The 16,122-nt window shown below is 61.0% G+C and carries 19 protein-coding genes and 1 pseudogene; 11 read left to right on the forward strand and 9 right to left on the reverse strand.

Features of this window, described 5'->3' with window-relative positions; genetic code table 11:
- Positions 1-8 precede the first annotated feature (8 nt).
- Both WMC41_RS30470 and catE read right to left on the reverse strand, forming a co-directional pair.
- Entirely contained in the window at positions 9-509 is a 501-nt protein-coding gene (locus WMC41_RS30470; RefSeq protein ID WP_432349871.1) for a ferritin-like domain-containing protein, read from the reverse strand.
- A 113-nt stretch (positions 510-622) separates the two neighbouring features.
- Complete coding sequence (gene catE, locus WMC41_RS30475; RefSeq protein ID WP_432350206.1) at positions 623-2,701, reverse strand: catalase C; 2,079 nt, start codon at positions 2,699-2,701, stop codon at positions 623-625.
- Between the two features lie 235 nt (positions 2,702-2,936).
- On the opposite strand from catE, the gene WMC41_RS30480 reads away from it, so the two are divergent.
- The 8 genes and pseudogenes from WMC41_RS30480 to WMC41_RS30515 all read left to right on the forward strand — a co-directional run bounded on the left by WMC41_RS30480 (position 2,937) and on the right by WMC41_RS30515 (position 8,132).
- Positions 2,937-3,197, forward strand: a complete 261-nt coding sequence (locus WMC41_RS30480; protein ID WP_432349872.1) for a hypothetical protein — start codon at positions 2,937-2,939, stop codon at positions 3,195-3,197.
- Positions 3,198-3,200: 3 nt separating this feature from the next.
- Positions 3,201-3,974, forward strand: a complete 774-nt coding sequence (locus WMC41_RS30485; protein WP_432349873.1) for an SDR family oxidoreductase — start codon at positions 3,201-3,203, stop codon at positions 3,972-3,974.
- The gene (gene treZ / locus WMC41_RS30490) at positions 3,971-5,773 is read left to right on the forward strand and encodes a malto-oligosyltrehalose trehalohydrolase (RefSeq protein ID WP_432349874.1); all 1,803 of its coding nucleotides are present in this window, start codon (positions 3,971-3,973) and stop codon (positions 5,771-5,773) included. The genes WMC41_RS30485 and treZ overlap by 4 nt, the downstream gene beginning before the upstream one ends.
- 176 nt (positions 5,774-5,949) lie before the next feature.
- Positions 5,950-6,459, forward strand: coding sequence for a ferritin-like domain-containing protein (locus WMC41_RS30495; protein WP_432349875.1), 510 nt, complete (start codon positions 5,950-5,952; stop codon positions 6,457-6,459).
- 285 nt (positions 6,460-6,744) lie between these two features.
- Positions 6,745-6,954: a cold-shock protein gene (locus WMC41_RS30500; protein ID WP_432349876.1), complete on the forward strand. Its 210-nt coding sequence runs from the start codon at positions 6,745-6,747 to the stop codon at positions 6,952-6,954.
- A gap of 134 nt (positions 6,955-7,088) precedes the next feature.
- The gene (locus tag WMC41_RS30505) at positions 7,089-7,310 is read left to right on the forward strand and encodes a hypothetical protein (RefSeq protein ID WP_432349877.1); all 222 of its coding nucleotides are present in this window, start codon (positions 7,089-7,091) and stop codon (positions 7,308-7,310) included.
- Between the two features lie 31 nt (positions 7,311-7,341).
- Positions 7,342-7,721: pseudogene (locus WMC41_RS30510) on the forward strand (DUF6481 family protein).
- Between the two features lie 135 nt (positions 7,722-7,856).
- Complete coding sequence (locus tag WMC41_RS30515) at positions 7,857-8,132, forward strand: hypothetical protein (RefSeq protein WP_432349878.1); 276 nt, start codon at positions 7,857-7,859, stop codon at positions 8,130-8,132.
- A gap of 257 nt (positions 8,133-8,389) precedes the next feature.
- On the opposite strand, the gene ftsH is transcribed toward WMC41_RS30515, so the two are convergent.
- From ftsH to WMC41_RS30545, 6 genes are all read right to left on the reverse strand, one after another.
- Complete coding sequence (ftsH, locus tag WMC41_RS30520; RefSeq protein ID WP_432349879.1) at positions 8,390-10,198, reverse strand: ATP-dependent zinc metalloprotease FtsH; 1,809 nt, start codon at positions 10,196-10,198, stop codon at positions 8,390-8,392.
- Positions 10,199-10,335: 137 nt separating this feature from the next.
- Positions 10,336-10,695 carry an SPW repeat protein gene (locus tag WMC41_RS30525; RefSeq protein WP_432349880.1) on the reverse strand — a complete coding sequence of 120 codons (360 nt, stop codon included), beginning with the start codon at positions 10,693-10,695 and terminating at the stop codon, positions 10,336-10,338.
- Between the two features lie 33 nt (positions 10,696-10,728).
- Complete coding sequence (locus tag WMC41_RS30530; RefSeq protein WP_432349881.1) at positions 10,729-11,049, reverse strand: DNA-directed RNA polymerase subunit omega; 321 nt, start codon at positions 11,047-11,049, stop codon at positions 10,729-10,731.
- A 9-nt stretch (positions 11,050-11,058) separates the two neighbouring features.
- Positions 11,059-11,793: an NADH dehydrogenase ubiquinone Fe-S protein 4 gene (locus WMC41_RS30535; RefSeq protein ID WP_432350208.1), complete on the reverse strand. Its 735-nt coding sequence runs from the start codon at positions 11,791-11,793 to the stop codon at positions 11,059-11,061.
- 71 nt (positions 11,794-11,864) lie between these two features.
- Entirely contained in the window at positions 11,865-12,374 is a 510-nt protein-coding gene (locus WMC41_RS30540) for an Hsp20/alpha crystallin family protein (protein WP_432349882.1), read from the reverse strand.
- A 96-nt stretch (positions 12,375-12,470) separates the two neighbouring features.
- Positions 12,471-12,947 (reverse strand): Hsp20 family protein, encoded by a 477-nt coding sequence (locus WMC41_RS30545; protein ID WP_432349883.1) that lies wholly within the window; start codon positions 12,945-12,947, stop codon positions 12,471-12,473.
- A 215-nt stretch (positions 12,948-13,162) separates the two neighbouring features.
- Between WMC41_RS30545 and WMC41_RS30550 the strand changes: the two genes are divergently transcribed.
- Positions 13,163-13,375, forward strand: coding sequence for a hypothetical protein (locus WMC41_RS30550; RefSeq protein ID WP_432349884.1), 213 nt, complete (start codon positions 13,163-13,165; stop codon positions 13,373-13,375).
- A 113-nt stretch (positions 13,376-13,488) separates the two neighbouring features.
- Positions 13,489-14,010: a DUF982 domain-containing protein gene (locus tag WMC41_RS30555; RefSeq protein ID WP_432349885.1), complete on the forward strand. Its 522-nt coding sequence runs from the start codon at positions 13,489-13,491 to the stop codon at positions 14,008-14,010.
- Here the strand turns inward: WMC41_RS30555 and WMC41_RS30560 are convergent.
- Positions 13,913-14,260 carry a hypothetical protein gene (locus tag WMC41_RS30560; protein WP_432349886.1) on the reverse strand — a complete coding sequence of 116 codons (348 nt, stop codon included), beginning with the start codon at positions 14,258-14,260 and terminating at the stop codon, positions 13,913-13,915. The genes WMC41_RS30555 and WMC41_RS30560 overlap by 98 nt on opposite strands.
- Positions 14,261-14,710: 450 nt before the next feature.
- Here WMC41_RS30560 and WMC41_RS30565 point away from each other — a divergent pair, with 450 nt between their 5' ends.
- Positions 14,711-16,075, forward strand: coding sequence for a DegQ family serine endoprotease (locus WMC41_RS30565; protein ID WP_432350209.1), 1,365 nt, complete (start codon positions 14,711-14,713; stop codon positions 16,073-16,075).
- Positions 16,076-16,122 lie beyond the last annotated feature (47 nt).

A 16,122-nucleotide genomic window follows, 5' to 3' on the forward strand; every position in this document is an offset into this window, starting at 1 on the left:
ACGCCTGATCACGCGGCCTTGGTCTTGCCTTCGGGGTTGACCTTCGCTTCCGCCAGCTGGGTCAGGGCCTGGTCGGTCTTCGTTTCCTCGGCAAGTGTCTGGTCGAGCAGCTTGGCGACATCGGTCTTGCCGAGCTGGATGGCCCAGGACTTCAGGGTGCCGTAGCGTGCGATCTCGTAGTGCTCGACCGCCTGGGCGGCGGCGAGAAGGCCGGCGTCGAGCGCGGGCGAGTCCTTGAATTCCTCCAGAATTTCCTGGCCCTCCTCGAGAATGCCGTCGATTGCCGGGCAGGTCTTGCCGCGCGCCGGCTTGCCAAGAAGCTCGAACACCTGCACGAGCCGCTCGACCTGCCCCTCGGTTTCCTGCAGATGCTTGTCGAAGGCGGCCTTCAGTTCCGGCGCCTCTGCGCCGCGTATCATCTTCTTGAGGCCCGCGACGATCTTGCGCTCGGCGTAATAGATGTCCTTGATGCCGTCGAGGAAAAGGTCTTCCATTGTCTTGGTGGCCATTGATCTCTCCTGTTTGTTTGAATTTGTGCCAAATTGGCGGGCGCGATCGCGCGGGGAGTCAACAAGCTTGTCCGGCCTTTGTTCCCCGTGCTTGCGGCGAAGCGTGCCGTCCGCTACCCGGGCGGAACGGACGCCTTGCCGAGCTTGACGGAAGGCTCGCGCGCCCATAGGCGCAGCTTTCCGAGTTCCGCGACAAATGCCGAGAGGCCTCCTTCACCAGGCAGCTCCATCACGCCTTCATCGAGCTTGTCGGCGATCCCGGCCTTCTCCAGAAGCGGGAGGGCATCAACGACATGGCCGATGAACTTGCAGTGCTGAAAGGCATCGGCGACGAAGTCGCGCGCAGTCGCCTCCTGAAGAAGATCATCCATCGCTGCCTTGGCCGGCAATAGCGCGACCGCGTCGAAAAGCACGGACGGGCCGCCATCGATCATGAACTGAGCTGGTACCCATGAACCGTCGGACGCCGTCACGCCACCAACTTTCGGAGCGATCAGGGCGACTTCCGCTTTCTCCGCCAGAATGGCGTCCTGCAGGCCGGTCAAAAGGTCGATATCGACGCCGTCCGTGATGAGGATGCCAAGCTTGCGCCCCTCGAAGCGTTTGGGTCCTCGTTCCACGATGCTGAGCGCAGGCGAGGGCTCGAGGTCCTGTCGCGTCGGCATGGCGGCATCGGCGGGTTTCGGCATGGACTGGAAGCCGAGTTTCTCGCCGACGGTGTTGGCAAGCGTCTCGTCGATGTTCATCAGATGCGAGACGACACGCTCACGGATCACGGGCGTTTCGACCTTGCTGAGCTCGAACGTCAGAGCGGCTGCGATGTGCCGCTGCTCGGCCGGTGTCTGGCTGATGTAGAATTGACGCGCCTGGCTGTAGTGGTCGGCAAAGCTTTCGGGACGCAGCCTCACCTTTTGGCCCTGCTCTTCCGCCGGGAAATGCGGGAAGCCGGCGACTGGCGATTCACGCGGACCTTCGCCCCAGGAATTGGGCTGGTAGTTGGCGCGACCGACGGGATTGCGCATGGCCATATGCCCGTCCTGCTGGAAATGATGGAAGGGACATTTCGGCGCGTTGATCGGAATATGGGTGAAGTTCGGGCTGCCGAGGCGTTTTAGCTGGGTGTCGAGGTAGGAGAAGTTGCGGCCCTGCAGCAGAGGGTCGTTGGAAAAATCGATGCCGGGCGGCACATTCTGGGTCATGAACGCGACCTGCTCCGTCTCGGCGAAGAAGTTCTCCGGCATGCGATCGAGAACGAGGCGGCCGACCGGCTTCACCGGCAGCACCTCTTCGGGGATGATCTTGGTCGGATCGAGGACATCGAAGTCGAAACTGTCGGCGAAATCCTGGTCGAACAATTGGAGACAGAGTTCCCATTCGGGGAAGTTGCCCGACTGGATGGCGTTCCACAGGTCGCGGCGGTGATAGTCCGGGTCGGCGCCGTTGATCTTCACGGCCTCGTTCCAGGCGACGGATTGCAGGCCGAGCTTGGGTTTCCAGTGGAATTTGACGAAGGTGGATTCACCCTTCGCGTTGAGGAGGCGGAAGGTGTGTACGCCGAACCCCTCCATGAAGCGGAAGGAGCGCGGGATTGCTCTGTCCGACATGACCCACATGATCATATGCATGCTTTCGGGCGTCAGGCTTATGAAGTCCCAGAAATTGTCATGGGCGGACTGGGCCTGCGGGAAGGCGCGGTCCGGTTCCTGCTTCACCGCATGCACCATGTCGGGAAACTTGATGGCATCCTGAATGAAGAAGACCGGGATGTTGTTGCCGACGAGGTCCCAGTTGCCTTCCTGGGTGTAGAGTTTCACGGCGAAGCCGCGCACGTCTCGAGCTAGGTCGAACGAGCCCTTGTTGCCCGCGACTGTGGAGAAGCGAACAAAGGCGGGCGTCTTCTCGCCGGCGCGCTGAAAGAGGTCGGCGCGCGTATAGGCAGCAAGGGATTCATAAGTTTCGAAGAAGCCGTGCGCTCCGTACCCGCGCGCATGGACGACCCGTTCGGGGATGCGCTCGTGGTCGAAGTGGAAGATCTTTTCGCGGAAATGGAAGTCATCGACCAGCAGCGGCCCACGCGCCCCGACGCGCAAGGAGTTCTGGTCGTCGGCGACTGGACCGCCCTGTGCGGTGGTCAGGATTGGGGTTTCGTCCTCGGCGACCTGGTGCAGCTCACCGCCATTGCCGCGCACCATCTTCTGATCGTGGACCTGCGCGGCCGTTGCCGTGGATTTTGAGGATTTCGCCGATGCTGCTTTCGGTGATGTGTTTTTGGCCATGGTGCGCTCCCTGTTCTGCCAACGGCAACACAACACCGCGCCGAATGTTCCCTTCGGCGGCATGCAGTGGCTCGCAACGCAGAAAATGTCTCGAACCGTACAGGAACTTCGGGGCGTTGCGGCAGTTCAGCGGTCCTGACAGGAGGTCACCATGCAACTCATCGAAACGAATGTTCACAGCAGAGAAGGCACGACGACGGTTGAATTTGTCGGGGAGGGCGGGGAGAAGGTATCGGTCTGCATGGTTGCGGATGACCTCGCTGATAGTGCCGCAATCACGCGCGCCAAGGAAATCATGGTCCAGCTCACCGCTTTCGATATCGATCCCGTGCAGCAGGGCAATATCGACGACGAGACCATGAACGAGGAAGCTGTCGAGACCAATGGCTTCACGTCCGAAGCGCGGAGCTGACCCATGAAATCTCCCGTTACGGTGATCACCGGGGCCGGATCCGGAATAGGCCGGGCCACGGCGGAACTTCTTGCGTCAACTGGCCATCGTCTCGTGCTCTTCGACCGCGACGAAAATGCCCTCTCCGAAACGCGGGAGGCTCTGGTGGCTGGCACTGAAGCAATCGCTATTGCCGGTGACGTGTCTGATGAAGCCGACGTTGGTGAGATCGTCCAGAAAACGAAGACCCAATTCGGCCGCTTGGACGCTGTGGTGGCGAATGCCGGCATCAACGGCGTCTGGGCACCGATCGAGGATCTAGGCCCTTCCGAGTGGGACGAGACGATCCGCATCAATCTTCGCGGTACCTTCCTTACCCTTCACAAAGCCGTTCCGCTCCTGAAGAGCGCCGGAGGCGGTGCGATCGTTATCGTCTCGTCCATCAATGGGGTGCGCACGTTCACCAACCCAGGTGCGACCGCCTATAGCGCGTCCAAGGCAGCGCAGGTGGCCATGGCACAGCAGCTCGCCCTTGAGCTTGGGAAACACCGCATCCGGATCAATGTCGTCTGCCCGGGAGCCGTGGACACAAACATTGTCGCCGGCTCGGAAATTCGCAACCGTGCGGAAACGGAAGTGCCGGTCATCTGGCCGCAGGGCAGCATTCCCTTGACCGATGGCAAGCCTGGTCAAGCAATCGATGTCGCCAAGGTCATCCGATTTCTGCTCAGCGCCGAGGCATCGCACATGACGGGCTCTCCGATCTATGTAGACGGCGGCCAGGGGTTGCTGCGATGATGCGCGCATGCAGTTGGGGGCCGCAATTTTGCGAGGACGGTTCGACGGTGTTCCGGCTTTGGGCGCCGGCCGAATCCACTTTGAAGCTGAACATCGATGGCCGCCAGGTGGCGATGGACCGACAGGATGACGGTTGGTTCGCGGTCCGTCTGGACAGTCAACCGGTAGGAGCGCTCTACGGCTTCGTGCTTGCCGATGGCAGGCGCGTGCCCGATCCCGCATCCCGTTTCCAGCCGCTGGGTGTCGATGGCCCCTCATTGCTATGCGGGCCAGATTGTTTTGCCTGGCGACAGACTGACTGGTGCGGACGTCCGTGGGAAGAGGCCGTCTTCTATGAGCTCCATGTCGGTACGTTTACGCGGGATGGAACCTACGATGCAGCCATCGAGCACTTGCCCCGACTTGCCGAAATGGGCTTCACCGCGATCGAACTGATGCCGATTGCTCAGTTTCCCGGCCGCTGGGGCTGGGGTTACGACGGTGTTTTCCACTTCGCGCCGCACAACGCCTATGGCACACCGGACGATCTGCGGGGCTTCGTTGACGCTGCTCATAAGTGCGGGCTGATGGTTTTCCTCGATGTGGTCTACAATCATTTTGGGCCGGACGGTAACTTCCTGCCGCACTATGCGCCCGGCTTCTTCCATAGCGAGAATCCCACGCCGTGGGGATCTCGGATTGCATTCGACGAACCCGCGGTACGATCTTACTTCATCGGAAACGTTCTTCACTGGTTGCAGGAATATCGGTTCGATGGTCTTCGGCTCGATGCCGTCGATCAGATTGTCGATGTTGGAACGCCGCACATTCTGCAGGAAATCTCCGATACGGTGCACGCGGCGTTCACCGATCGCCAGGTGCATCTCGTCGTGGAGAATCCCGGCAACGGAGGTGATCTGCTGGTGGCAGATGAAACTGGTCATCGCCTGTTTGCGGCAGACTGGAACGATGAATTCCACCACGCCTTGCACGTTGCTGTCACTGGGGAGGCCGAGGGCCATTACGCCCCCTACAAGGAGCGGCCCTGGCGACAGGTGAAGCAGGCGCTAGCCGAGGGCTATCTGAACAAAGGCAAGACTACGATCGGTTTTGTACTGCCTCACCCTACGTCCCTGCCGCCGACAGCCTTCGTGCACTTTCTTCAAAATCACGATCAGGTCGGCAATCGGGCGCTCGGTGACCGGTTACACGCGTCACTCGAGCCGAAGGTCCATCGCCTCCTGACCGAGATCCTCTTCCTGTCGCCACAGATCCCCCTGGTCTTCATGGGCGATGAACATCTGAGCGACCGCCCGTTTCGCTTCTTTGCCGACTACACTGGAGATCTGGCCGCCGACATCCACCGGAACCGCTTCAAGGAGGCGGAGAATTTTGGCGGCTATCCCGCCGGGGCAGGGCCGAAGGATATTTTGGATCCGAACGACTGGACGACCTTCACAGGCTCGAAGCTCGACTGGACAAACCTGGACGTGCCGGAGCGGGAGAAGTGGCGCTTATTCATGACCCGTCTTATCGAAATCCGCCGTCGGTCCGTCGTCCCGCTGCTCGCAAATGCCCAAGGCTACGCGGCAACCATGATATCGGAAACGGACACGGAACTCTTCATCGACTGGCGGCTGAATGGCGGGCTGCTTCAACTACGAGCAAATGCCTCCGACGAGCCTTGCGCCCTTGGTGCAGGCCTCGGCGATCTCGTGTATGCGAGCGGCCCGGACGGAGAGCGAGATGTCGTCCCCGCCTGGTCTACCCTCCTCTTCGTGCGGCCTTCGGTGAATTTGCGTGATGAGGCCCGATCATGACGATGTGGCATAGAACTTCGTTGCGGAATCCGGTTTGCGTGCCGGCCTCATGCAGGAGCTTGCGACCGATGACGGATATGCGAGGCGGATGGTAACGTTGGGGCGCCGCAGTTTCGCCAAGCGGAACAATCAACGATTGCGTGGGTTGATCTTCGGTCAAACGAAGGAGAAAGCAAATGGCTACAGATGCGCGCGACAATCTAATCGCCTGGCTTCGTGACGCCCATGCGATGGAGGAACAAGCCGAAACGATGCTGAACGCACAGTTCGAACGGCTGGAAAACTACCCTGAACTGAAGGCTCGCATCGGCAAGCACATCGAAGAGACGAAGCAGCAGGCCGCCTCGCTCAAGGGCTGCCTCGACAGGCTCGGTGAAGGCAACTCGGCCTTCAAAGACGCGGCGGGCAAACTCACCGCAATGGCCCAAGGTATGGGCGGGATGTTCGCCAGCGACGAAGTCGTGAAGGGGTCGCTCGCCAGCTACACCTTCGAACACATGGAGATCGCCAGCTATCGTATCCTGATCGCCACCGCTGAATATTTGGGGGACGAGGAGACAGCTACTGTGTGCCGTCATATCCTTGATGAGGAACTCGCGATGGCAAAGTGGCTTGAAGACAATGTCGCTGCAGTTACGCTCCAGTTCCTGACGAGAGACGAAGCCGATATGACAGCCAAGCGCTGAGTAAAGACACGTCCCTAACGAAGCAGGCGTTCTGCAGCGCCTGCGGCGTGGTGGCAAACGACGCTTGCAATGCAACCAGATGCCGAAGTTATTCAAGGCTGACAACTAAAAGTTGACAACGGGATAGGGAAGGCCTATATGTCGATTGTCGATATTTGCTTGCTTGGCTTTGGTTATCGCGCATCTGGCAACGCGCCCTGAACGAACCTTTTCTTTCAAAAATCGCTATCACCATCTGCAGCACGTGAGCGCTGCGGTTCTCTTCTTGCTATGAAAGGGTTCATCATGACCACTGGCACAGTTAAATGGTTCAATTCCACCAAGGGCTTCGGCTTCATCCAGCCTGACAATGGCGGCGCAGACGCGTTCGTTCACAACTCTGCCGTCGAGCGCGCCGGAATGCGCGAGCTCGTGGAAGGCCAGAAGATCGGCTACGACCTTGAGCGCGACAACAAGTCGGGCAAGATGTCGGCCTGCAACCTGCAGGCTGCCTGAACCATCCCGGTATCCGCTCTCCGTTGACCACGGATGTACTGGCACTGTCGAGAGCATGATACCAACAAGGTCAGGCAGTTTGCCTGGCCTTTTTTGTTGCAGCGCCATCCTTCGGCGTCCATTCGGAAAAGACCATGTCACAGACACACAGCAAATCCCGCCAGAAGGCGGAGATCGCCTTCGCCAATGCCCAATCGCAATTCTTCGCCCGCAACAGCGCCGTCGAGGAACTCGATTCCCTCGTCCTGGCCCGCGAGGAAAAGACCCGGCGGCTTCGTGAAGCCCTTGCGAAAGAATTGAACGATCGCGAGACGGCGACCGCCTCTCTCATCGCCAAACGGGCCAGGACCGTCTGACCTTTCGCAACACTCTCTCCAGGACAAAGATTTGAAGAACGCCAGAAACAACGACCTTTCCGATGCCTTACCGCAGCCGCTTACGCAAAGTCCACTCTCCTGAAGGTCTATCGCACAGCAAGAAGCACCGCTGAAGCCACCAGATTGGCGAGGCAGGCGGAGCGGGCAGCGATCGTCGCTGCAAGGGAAGCGCGGCGGCTCGAACGCGAACGGCTGAAGCGCGACGAGGCAGAACGCCAGGCAGCCGAGGCAGCCGAGCGACAGGCAGCCATCGATGCCGCGGCGCGCGCCGAAACCGAAGCTCGTGAGGCAGCCGAGAGAAATCGCATCGCGCGGGTGCTTGAAGACGAGGCCGCCCGCCAGGCGGAGCGCGATCGGCGCTATGCTAACTGCAAGGCAAGGCGGGCCTAGTCCAAGGTTTCGGGTATCCGGCCGGATCTCTCAATACACGTGGCCGTGGCGCTTTATCTCCAAGCGCCCATGGCGGCTTCTTCTGCGTGGGGTTTGCAGCCCGCCCCGGGAACCGTCAAATCAAGAGGAAACATCGTGGCAGAAAACTCCGGCGAGCTCCAGGCAATCAACACAGCCTGGCAAATCGCAATTCAGGAAATCCTGCGGATGGTGATCCGTGACATGTATCATGCGGGCGGAGAGAAAGCCTTCTTGGCAAATATCAAGCGCATCGAAGAAGCCGCGGTCGACAGCATATATTCTGACTTGCGGCTGCGTGGGACGAATGAATGGACGGAAGTGCTTGTAAAGGAAAAGGCAAGCAATTTCGTCACCACGTTGCTGACATCGTTCACATACGATCGCTCTTGACTGAGGTAGAGACTGCAGATCGAGTCTGCCGTATGGAATGGTTCGAACGTCTGGCAGTTCTCGGGTAGCGATGAAAGTGCCTTGAGCGGCGCCAATCGGATCTGACACCGACCGCCCACTTCCGGGTGGCAAGCGGAGAGACAGGTTTCAGGCGCCAATCTCAGAAAAGCTGCCATTAGCCAAGTCGCAAGGACCACCAGACGCCGTCTTTGCTGATATGGACGACAGCGATAGCCCTCGCCGCCGTGCCCGCAAGCTTATCGATCGCTGAACATCTGTTGCAGGTCGGCTTGCGTCAGGGTTTCCCGTTCGAGAAGCATCCGAGACATTGTTTCGAGGGTATCGCGGCGATCCTGCAGCAGCTTGACGGTGCGGGCGAAGGTTTCATCGACGATACGTTTGATCTCCTCATCGACCGCTGCGGCGGTCTCATCGGAATAGTCCCGCTCCTGCGGCCCATAGTAAGGCTGGTCCGTGGCGAGGAAGGACCGGCGGTCCTTTTCCAGTGCCACATGTCCTAAGCGATCCGTCATGCCGTAACGCGTGACCATGGCACGCGCGATGTCGGTGACCTTCATCAGGTCGTCGGCGGCGCCCGTCGACAGATGGCCGAAGACGATCTTCTCCGCCGCACGGCCGCCGAGCAGCACCGCCATCTTGTCCTCGAGCTCCTCACGCGTCATCAGGAAACGATCCTCGGTCGGACGCTGGATCGTATAACCGAGCGCCCCGATACCGCGCGGGATGATCGACACCTTGTGAACCGGATCGACGCCCGGCAGGGCCATGGCGACGAGCGCGTGGCCGATCTCGTGATAGGCGACGATCTCGCGCTCCTTGGGATTGAGCAGCCGGTTACGTTTTTCCAGGCCGGCGACGATGCGCTCGATGGCGTTGTTGAAGTCCTCCATTGTCACCGCATCGGCCTTGCGGCGCGTGGCGAGCAAAGTCGCCTCGTTGACGAGGTTGGCAAGGTCGGCGCCGGTGAAACCCGGCGTGAGCGCCGCGATCTGCTCCGGCGAAACGTCTGATGCCAACTTCGCCTTCTTCAGGTGCACGCCGAGGATCTGGATTCTGCCCTCCCTGTCCGGCCGGTCGACCAGGACCTGCCTGTCGAACCGGCCAGCGCGCAACAGTGCAGGGTCAAGGATTTCGGGCCTGTTGGTAGCGGCCAGCAGGACGAGGCCGCTGGAAGGGTCGAACCCGTCGAGTTCGACCAGAAGCTGGTTGAGCGTCTGCTCTTTCTCGTCATGCCCGCCCGACATGGGTCCAATGCCGCGCGCGCGGCCGAGCGCGTCGAGTTCGTCGATGAAGATGATCGCCGGCGCCTTGGCGCGCGCCTGCTCGAACAGGTCGCGCACGCGCGCGGCGCCAATGCCGACGAACATTTCCACGAATTCCGATCCGGAGATCGAGAAGAATGGAACGCCCGCTTCGCCCGCGACCGCCCTTGCCAGAAGCGTCTTGCCCGTACCCGGCGGCCCCACCAGCAGGACGCCCTTCGGCATGCGCCCGCCGAGGCGGCCGTAGCCTTCCGGGTCCTTGAGGAAATCGACGATCTCCTTCAACTCGTCCTTCGCCTCGTCGACGCCGGCAACGTCCTTGAAGGTGACGCCGGTATCGGTCTGGACATAGACCCTGGCCTTGGACTTGCCGATCTGCATGAGCCCGCCACCGACACCGCCGCCCATGCGCCGGAGCATGAAGATCCAGATACCGGCGAAGAGTGCGACGGGGACGACCCAGGACAGGAGATCGCGCAGGAAGGTGCTCTCGATCTGCCCGGTGACGACGACGCCGTGTTCCTGCAGGTCACGCGCGAGATCGGGCTCGACCCGAGTTGTGATGAACATCGGGCGGTTGTCCACCGGCTGCTTGAAGCGGCCCTGGATGAAGCGATCGGACACCGACACCTCGGCGATACGGCCTTCCCTCAGATGTGTCTCGAATTCGCTGTACGCAATCTGGGCGACCTGTGTCGCGGTCGTAAAGAGATACTGGAAAAGCATCAGTCCGAAGAAGGCCGCGGCCCAGTACCAGATATTGAACTGTGTCTTCCTGTTCATCTCCATGGAATTCCGTCCTTTCGGGGCGTCTCGCGGTATGCGATGCGGGGCATGTCCGATGTTCTTAAATGCTGCGCCGGCGTTCTGAATTGAGACAAGTCAAAAAGCAGGCCCGCACGAGGCGGGCCTGCCAGGGATCACGCGTGTGAAAATGGCTTATTGGTGGTAAACCACAAGCTGGCTGCCGCGAGAGCGGCAACCAAGGCGCCAATCACCACATGCGCGATCGTCGCAGCGCCGAGGTCGGAGAATTTGAGGATCCAGGGCGCGGCAATCGCCCAGAGGCCGAGCGCGAGGTTGGCCCATTCCTCGTATTCCCGGACCGCGATGACGGCGATGCCTGCTATCAGCGCGACCACCGCGCCGACCAGCCACGCGTTCCATGCTGCGGAGGCTTCGCCCGAGAAGCCGAGTACCCAAGGGCTCAAGACGAGAGCGAGGCCGGCAACGATATTAGCGACATCGAAAGCCGTGCGATTCTCGAAAAGTTTCAGCATCGTTCATTCCTCCTTTTTGGGTTGGTTGCATCATCAATGAAGCGCCTGCCCTGGAAGGCAGACGGGTGCGGGAGCATCCTTGGCAAGGACGCTGCCGCGAAGCTCGCGGGGGCCGACGAGTGGCGGGGGCAACAGGCCTCTTTCCGGCTCCGGCAGGAATGGCGAGAGTTCCTGCCGCGTGAATGCGCCTGCTGCGATCTCGCGCAGCGCAAGATCGCCCATACCGTCATTGCCCGCGTCGAGGCGAGGGGCTGCACCCCGGGCCAGCGCGCGTGTCCGCGCGGCTGCCGCCAGTGTCAACGCGTAACGGTTGGGCAGAACCTTCTGGCAATCGAAGACAAGGCATGGGTCCATGGCTGCACCTCACGCCGCCTTGCGCGTGAACGGGTCGTCGCGGCTTGCCTCGGCCTGCCGCTCGAGTGCAAGCAGCGCCTGCTCGACCTCGTCCAGCCGGGACGGCCTGCCGTTTTCCGGCATGCCCTCGTTCGTCGCCTGGTCGATCAGGTATTCGGTCCAGGCCCAGTTCATAAGGATCGCGCGCTTGGCCTGCAGCGACAGTGTCGGATCGCGGACGACGTCGATCGGCGAGGACCAATACTCCGGACCGGCCGGATCGTTCTGGTTCGCCGCTCCGGCAAGGGCGTACACGTAGCTCTCCTGGAGGGCCGTGAGCCCGAGGCGGTCGAGCGTCGCGTCCGAGAAGGCGCGCGCCGTCCGTTTTTCGGGCCCGAGCCTGCCGAACTGTTTCCGCGACGTCTGGACGACATAGGCCAGCCCCTGCCGTTCTGCATAGCGAACGGCGGATGCCAGCGTGGGAAAGCTGAGCTCGATCTGGGGCAGTGTATCACTGCCGCCCGTATAGCCCATCAATGGCTCGATGAACGGCGCGGTGCGCCGATCGAAGACAAGGCGCCAGCCTTTCGTGCGCGCCGGTCCCGACGTCGTCACCGAGCGGGTCGGCTTGTAGATGCGGGCGACCGCATCGTCCGGGAAAAGCGACCGTCCCATGGACAGGGGCTTGTGCCGATTGTCGTTCAACGGCCGCTCCCGCAAACTCTGTCGTTTTATTGCTTTCTCTGTCTGTGTGATAAACTCCATCATTGATCCCTCCGTTGTTGGCGAAGGATGCCGACGGCGGTGGGCAGCTAGCGCGCCACCGCCGCCATGCGTCAGCTCTTGATGGCGATGCGCTTGACCTGCGACTGCGCCTTCTCGCTCTTGGGCAAGGTCACGGTCAGGACGCCGTTCCTGAATCTGGCATCGACCCCGTCCTCCCTGACCTCGTAGCCGAGCGGGATGCGCCGTTCGAAGCGGCCATAGAAGCGCTCGGAGAATTGTTTGTCCTTATCCTCCGTTTCGGAGCGCTTTTCGCCCTTCAGTGTCAGCACGCCATCGTTCAACAGGACCTCGATGTCCTTCTCTTCCAGCCCAGGCACCTCGGCCGTTATCCTGATCTCCTTGTCGTCGTTGGAGATTTCGACGCTTGGCCAGGCGCCGCCGAAGGTAGAGGCGCCGCTCAAGGACGGCCAGCCGGAACCAAAGCCGCGGAAGACATCGTCGAACAGCCGGTTCACTTCGCGATGCATCGACAGGAACGGGTCGCGATTGTCATCGCGGAAGACAGCTGGAACCTGATCGCCATTGTTTCGGCCCCAGGGAATCAGATCACGAACGCTCATTGTTTTTCTCCTTTCTCATTGGCTTGCAATAGCTTCCTGCCGGCGTCGGGCCATATTGCCCGACGCCCTGGTGCGATCTGCGGATTGCGAAAAGTTTCAAGCCGCCTGCTTGCTGGCTTCGATCTGCTTGACCTGATTGGCAGGCATCGCCTCTTCGGCTGTGATCTCGATCCGGCGCGGCTTCATTTCCTCGGGAATCTCGCGCTTGAGATCGATCGTCAGCAGGCCGTTGACGAGGCTGGCACCAGCAACCTTCACGTGGTCGGCCAACTGGAACCGCTGGCGGAAGGCGCGTTCGGCAATGCCGCGATGCAGGTACTGGCCTTCATCTGCGCCGTCCCGTTCGCCCGCCACCGTCAGCAGGTTCTGCTCCTGCGTGATGGTGAGGTCATCGAGGGCGAACCCGGCCACCGCCATCGTGATGCGGTAGTCGTCCTCGCCGGACTTGACGATGTCATAGGGAGGCCAGTTGTTGAACGGCTCCACGCGGTTGGCCGCCTCGAGCGCGTTCAGCATCCGGTCGAAACCGATGCTCGACCGGAATAGAGGAGAAAAATCGAGAGTGGGTCTCATAGCCACATCCTCCTTTTGAAGCAACATGGTACAAGTATGATGCCGGACGGCTGTCCGGTGCGCCGGCTCCAGTTTCGGCAACCGGCACGAATGATCTGGGAGTCCTTTTTTGTTGTTTCAAGAGGTCTTTGCCCCATTTTTTATGCATTGAATTCCCGGACCTCTCGCCGATCCTCCGCGGCGTCCGAACCTGGAAAAGAGAAGGAGATACAGGCATGACCCAAGAGGAGATTCTGTCCATTCTTGGTCCGGTGGATGATGATTTTGTGGCCGAACTGATGGCGACCGGCGCGTCCGCAGAAGAATTGAGGGAAGCATGGAGCTGGCTTCACAGCGACGACGCCTTGATGGGGCAGGGTCGCGCGCTTCCTGGTTCGCGCGTCGCGGAACTCATCGATTTGCTCGAGACCCATGACGAGGACGAGTGAAGCCAAGGTTCACACTTGAACGCATGTGCGACCCATCCCAACTTCGTCATGGGTGCAACTCAATTCACCCGATTGCTTGCTCTGCAAAAGACGCCAGAACCATGGAGGAAGTGATGATCGACGTCGTATTCTCGAAGCCTGTCGTACTGCGCCTGCCCGGCATCGGTGCAAGAAAGGTCGCAACCAGCTACGAGGCGATCGAATGCCTTGAAAACGAGTGGCCCGATTGGGCGCGGGGCCGGAGTTGGCGTAATGCCTGCATCGCTTGCCGCAATGCGCTCGATGGATGGTGCAGCGAGAAGGGTGCGCGCCGGAGCTTTGAGAAGGCTGCCGTCCTTGCCGGCCTCCTGGAAACCCGACGGACGTCCGCCGACCGGCCGTACAGGCCAGTGACGGATGCGCGAATGCCGGCACCCGTACCGCTCTCCGCTGACGGAAGAGGAACCCGTCACGGCCATCCCTTCCGGCTGGCCGTACCGGGCGAGGGCGACAGCCAGTCTTGGAGCGCCAGTGCCGCGTTGTCGCCCGACCCCACTTTCAGGCGTCCAGCCTCCGCCGCATTCCGCGCGTGGAAACCGTTGGTGAGGTCGAAGAGGGAAGATGCTCCGCATCCAGGCGGCGAAGCGCGTCCATGATCGCATCAAACGGAACCGGACGGAGCGTGCCAGGCGGTTGCCGCAGTGCGGGCATGGATTCCACTGCACAAGCGTCCGACGCCCAGGAGGAAAGGATTGCCCGCTTTTCATCGTCATCGAGCGTGGAATCCATGAGAACGTCATCCGGATGGTCGAAGTGACGGGACGGTGACAGCAGCCGGTCGAGGGCGCGATCGCTTGCCGCGGGCACCAGGGAAGGAATGATCGTAGAAAATTTTCTGGAGTCCATCGATATCCTCCATTCGTTTCTGACCTTTCAATACTCCTTGCTCGTTCAGAATGGCGCGCGCAGGTTGCGCGACGGGGATTCGATTTTGTTCGTTTCCCATGCAATTTCAAGCCTTGAAAAGAGGAAGTTGCGCGCCCGATTGCGGTGCGCTTCGGGATGCTGGCACTTACAGTCAGTGAATGCCAATTTTTTTATCGTCTCTCTTGAAACACATAAATCGGGAAACTAGCTCGATAGGCGCGCGGTGCCGAAAGGGCTGCGCGAGCCCCGCTCCGGTCGTCCGGACCGGAGCGGAGGAACCTCTCAAAATCTGTTTGTCCATGAGGAGAACGATATGACGTTCCGTCCATTGAAGTACCGAATCCTGGTCCGCCGTATCGAAGGCAAATCCTGGCATTGCGACGGCGCAGCCTGTCGTGTGCAGGAAGGCCTGGCCTGAGGTGCAGGATCATGATCGTTTGCTTTCCGAAGCCGGCGACCCGCATACTCGCCATCCTGATAACCACCGCCTTCCTTTCCTACGCCGGAGACGCGGCGGGGCAGTCGGCCTTCTCTCGGCCGGCGGACGGGGCTGTGTCGCTCGCCGAAGTGCTCGAGGATATCACGCCGGCCGTCGTCAATATCGCCGTTACGTCGCGTGCGCCGACAAATACCAACCCGCTCTTCAACGATCCTTATTTCCGGCGCTTCTTCGAGCTGCCGCAAATGCCGCAACAACGGCCGCGCATGAGCGCGGGTTCCGGTGTCATTGTAGACGCCGCAAAGGGGTACATCCTCACCAATCACCATGTCGTCGATGGCGCAAGCGAGATCGCCGTCACGCTGAAGGACCGTCGCCGCTTCACAGCGGAACTGGTGGGCAGCGACAAGGCGACCGACATTGCGCTCCTCAGGATCGACGCGACGAACCTGACAGCGCTGGAACTCGGCGACCCGGGGACATTGCGCGTCGGAGACAGCGTGGTCGCCATCGGCAACCCCTTCGGGCTTGGCCAGACGGTGACGTCCGGCATTGTGAGTGCACTCGGCCGCAGCGGCCTCAACGTCGAGGGCTACGAAGACTTCATCCAGACCGATGCCTCCATCAATCCCGGCAATTCGGGCGGTGCGCTTGCGACGGCGGATGGCCGGCTGGTGGGCATCAATACCGCCATTATCGCGCCCGCTGGCGGCAATGTCGGCATTGGTTTTGCGGTGCCGATCGACATGGCTTCCGCCGTGATGAAGCAACTTATCGAACATGGCGAAGTCCGCCGGGGCCGCATCGGCGTCGTCATCCAGGACCTGACGCCCGACCTTGCCGAAGCCCTCGGCGTAACGGAAACCCATGGCGCAGTCGTCGCCAGCGTAGAGGAGAATTCCTCGGCCGCGAAAGCCGGCCTTCAGGCTGGCGATATTATAGTCGCTGTTGATGAACGTCCAATCTCCGGTTCCGCCGACCTGCGCAATCGCATCGGCCTGTCGCCTGCGGGCACGGAGGTCGAAGTGGCCTATATGCGCGACGGTAGGCGGCAGGTGTCCGCCATGCGCGCGGAGGCCGAGAGCAGCCGGCAGCGGGCGGCCGCGACCGCCGTTCCCGACAGGCTCGCGGGCGCAAGCTTCGAGGCGGCGTCCGGCAGCGTGCTCGTCTCGAATGTCGCGCCGGGCAGTCCGGCCGCCCAAGCGGGCCTCCGGGCCGGCGACGTGATCCTCGCGGTCAACCGCCAGCCCGTTGGCTCGGTTGCCGATCTCACGCAGGCACTGCGTGTGGCGCGCGGCACGATCGCGCTCGACCTTTCGCGCGACGGCATGCGCTTCCTGCTCGTGCAGCGATAGGAGAATCACCGTTTCCGTTCAACTGTTCACAATCATCTTTGGGAGAA

The sequence above is a fragment of the Shinella yambaruensis genome, from assembly GCF_050859155.1.
GTDB lineage: Bacteria > Pseudomonadota > Alphaproteobacteria > Rhizobiales > Rhizobiaceae > Shinella > Shinella yambaruensis.

Bases quoted from the DNA above. Each gene is read 5' to 3' on its own strand.
- WMC41_RS30470 (WP_432349871.1), bottom strand. From the start codon at position 509: ATGGCCACCAAGACAATGGAAGACCTTTTCCTCGACGGCATCAAGGAC.
- catE (WP_432350206.1), bottom strand. From the start codon at position 2,701: ATGGTGCGCGGCAATGGCGGTGAGCTGCACCAGGTCGCCGAGGACGAA.
- WMC41_RS30480 (WP_432349872.1), top strand. From the start codon at position 2,937: ATGCAACTCATCGAAACGAATGTTCACAGCAGAGAAGGCACGACGACG.
- WMC41_RS30485 (WP_432349873.1), top strand. From the start codon at position 3,201: ATGAAATCTCCCGTTACGGTGATCACCGGGGCCGGATCCGGAATAGGC.
- treZ (WP_432349874.1), top strand. From the start codon at position 3,971: ATGATGCGCGCATGCAGTTGGGGGCCGCAATTTTGCGAGGACGGTTCG.
- WMC41_RS30495 (WP_432349875.1), top strand. From the start codon at position 5,950: ATGGCTACAGATGCGCGCGACAATCTAATCGCCTGGCTTCGTGACGCC.
- WMC41_RS30500 (WP_432349876.1), top strand. From the start codon at position 6,745: ATGACCACTGGCACAGTTAAATGGTTCAATTCCACCAAGGGCTTCGGC.
- WMC41_RS30505 (WP_432349877.1), top strand. From the start codon at position 7,089: ATGTCACAGACACACAGCAAATCCCGCCAGAAGGCGGAGATCGCCTTC.
- ftsH (WP_432349879.1), bottom strand. From the start codon at position 10,198: ATGAACAGGAAGACACAGTTCAATATCTGGTACTGGGCCGCGGCCTTC.
- WMC41_RS30525 (WP_432349880.1), bottom strand. From the start codon at position 10,695: ATGCTGAAACTTTTCGAGAATCGCACGGCTTTCGATGTCGCTAATATC.
- WMC41_RS30530 (WP_432349881.1), bottom strand. From the start codon at position 11,049: ATGGACCCATGCCTTGTCTTCGATTGCCAGAAGGTTCTGCCCAACCGT.
- WMC41_RS30535 (WP_432350208.1), bottom strand. From the start codon at position 11,793: ATGGAGTTTATCACACAGACAGAGAAAGCAATAAAACGACAGAGTTTG.
- WMC41_RS30540 (WP_432349882.1), bottom strand. From the start codon at position 12,374: ATGAGCGTTCGTGATCTGATTCCCTGGGGCCGAAACAATGGCGATCAG.
- WMC41_RS30545 (WP_432349883.1), bottom strand. From the start codon at position 12,947: ATGAGACCCACTCTCGATTTTTCTCCTCTATTCCGGTCGAGCATCGGT.
- WMC41_RS30550 (WP_432349884.1), top strand. From the start codon at position 13,163: ATGACCCAAGAGGAGATTCTGTCCATTCTTGGTCCGGTGGATGATGAT.
- WMC41_RS30555 (WP_432349885.1), top strand. From the start codon at position 13,489: ATGATCGACGTCGTATTCTCGAAGCCTGTCGTACTGCGCCTGCCCGGC.
- WMC41_RS30560 (WP_432349886.1), bottom strand. From the start codon at position 14,260: ATGGACTCCAGAAAATTTTCTACGATCATTCCTTCCCTGGTGCCCGCG.
- WMC41_RS30565 (WP_432350209.1), top strand. From the start codon at position 14,711: ATGATCGTTTGCTTTCCGAAGCCGGCGACCCGCATACTCGCCATCCTG.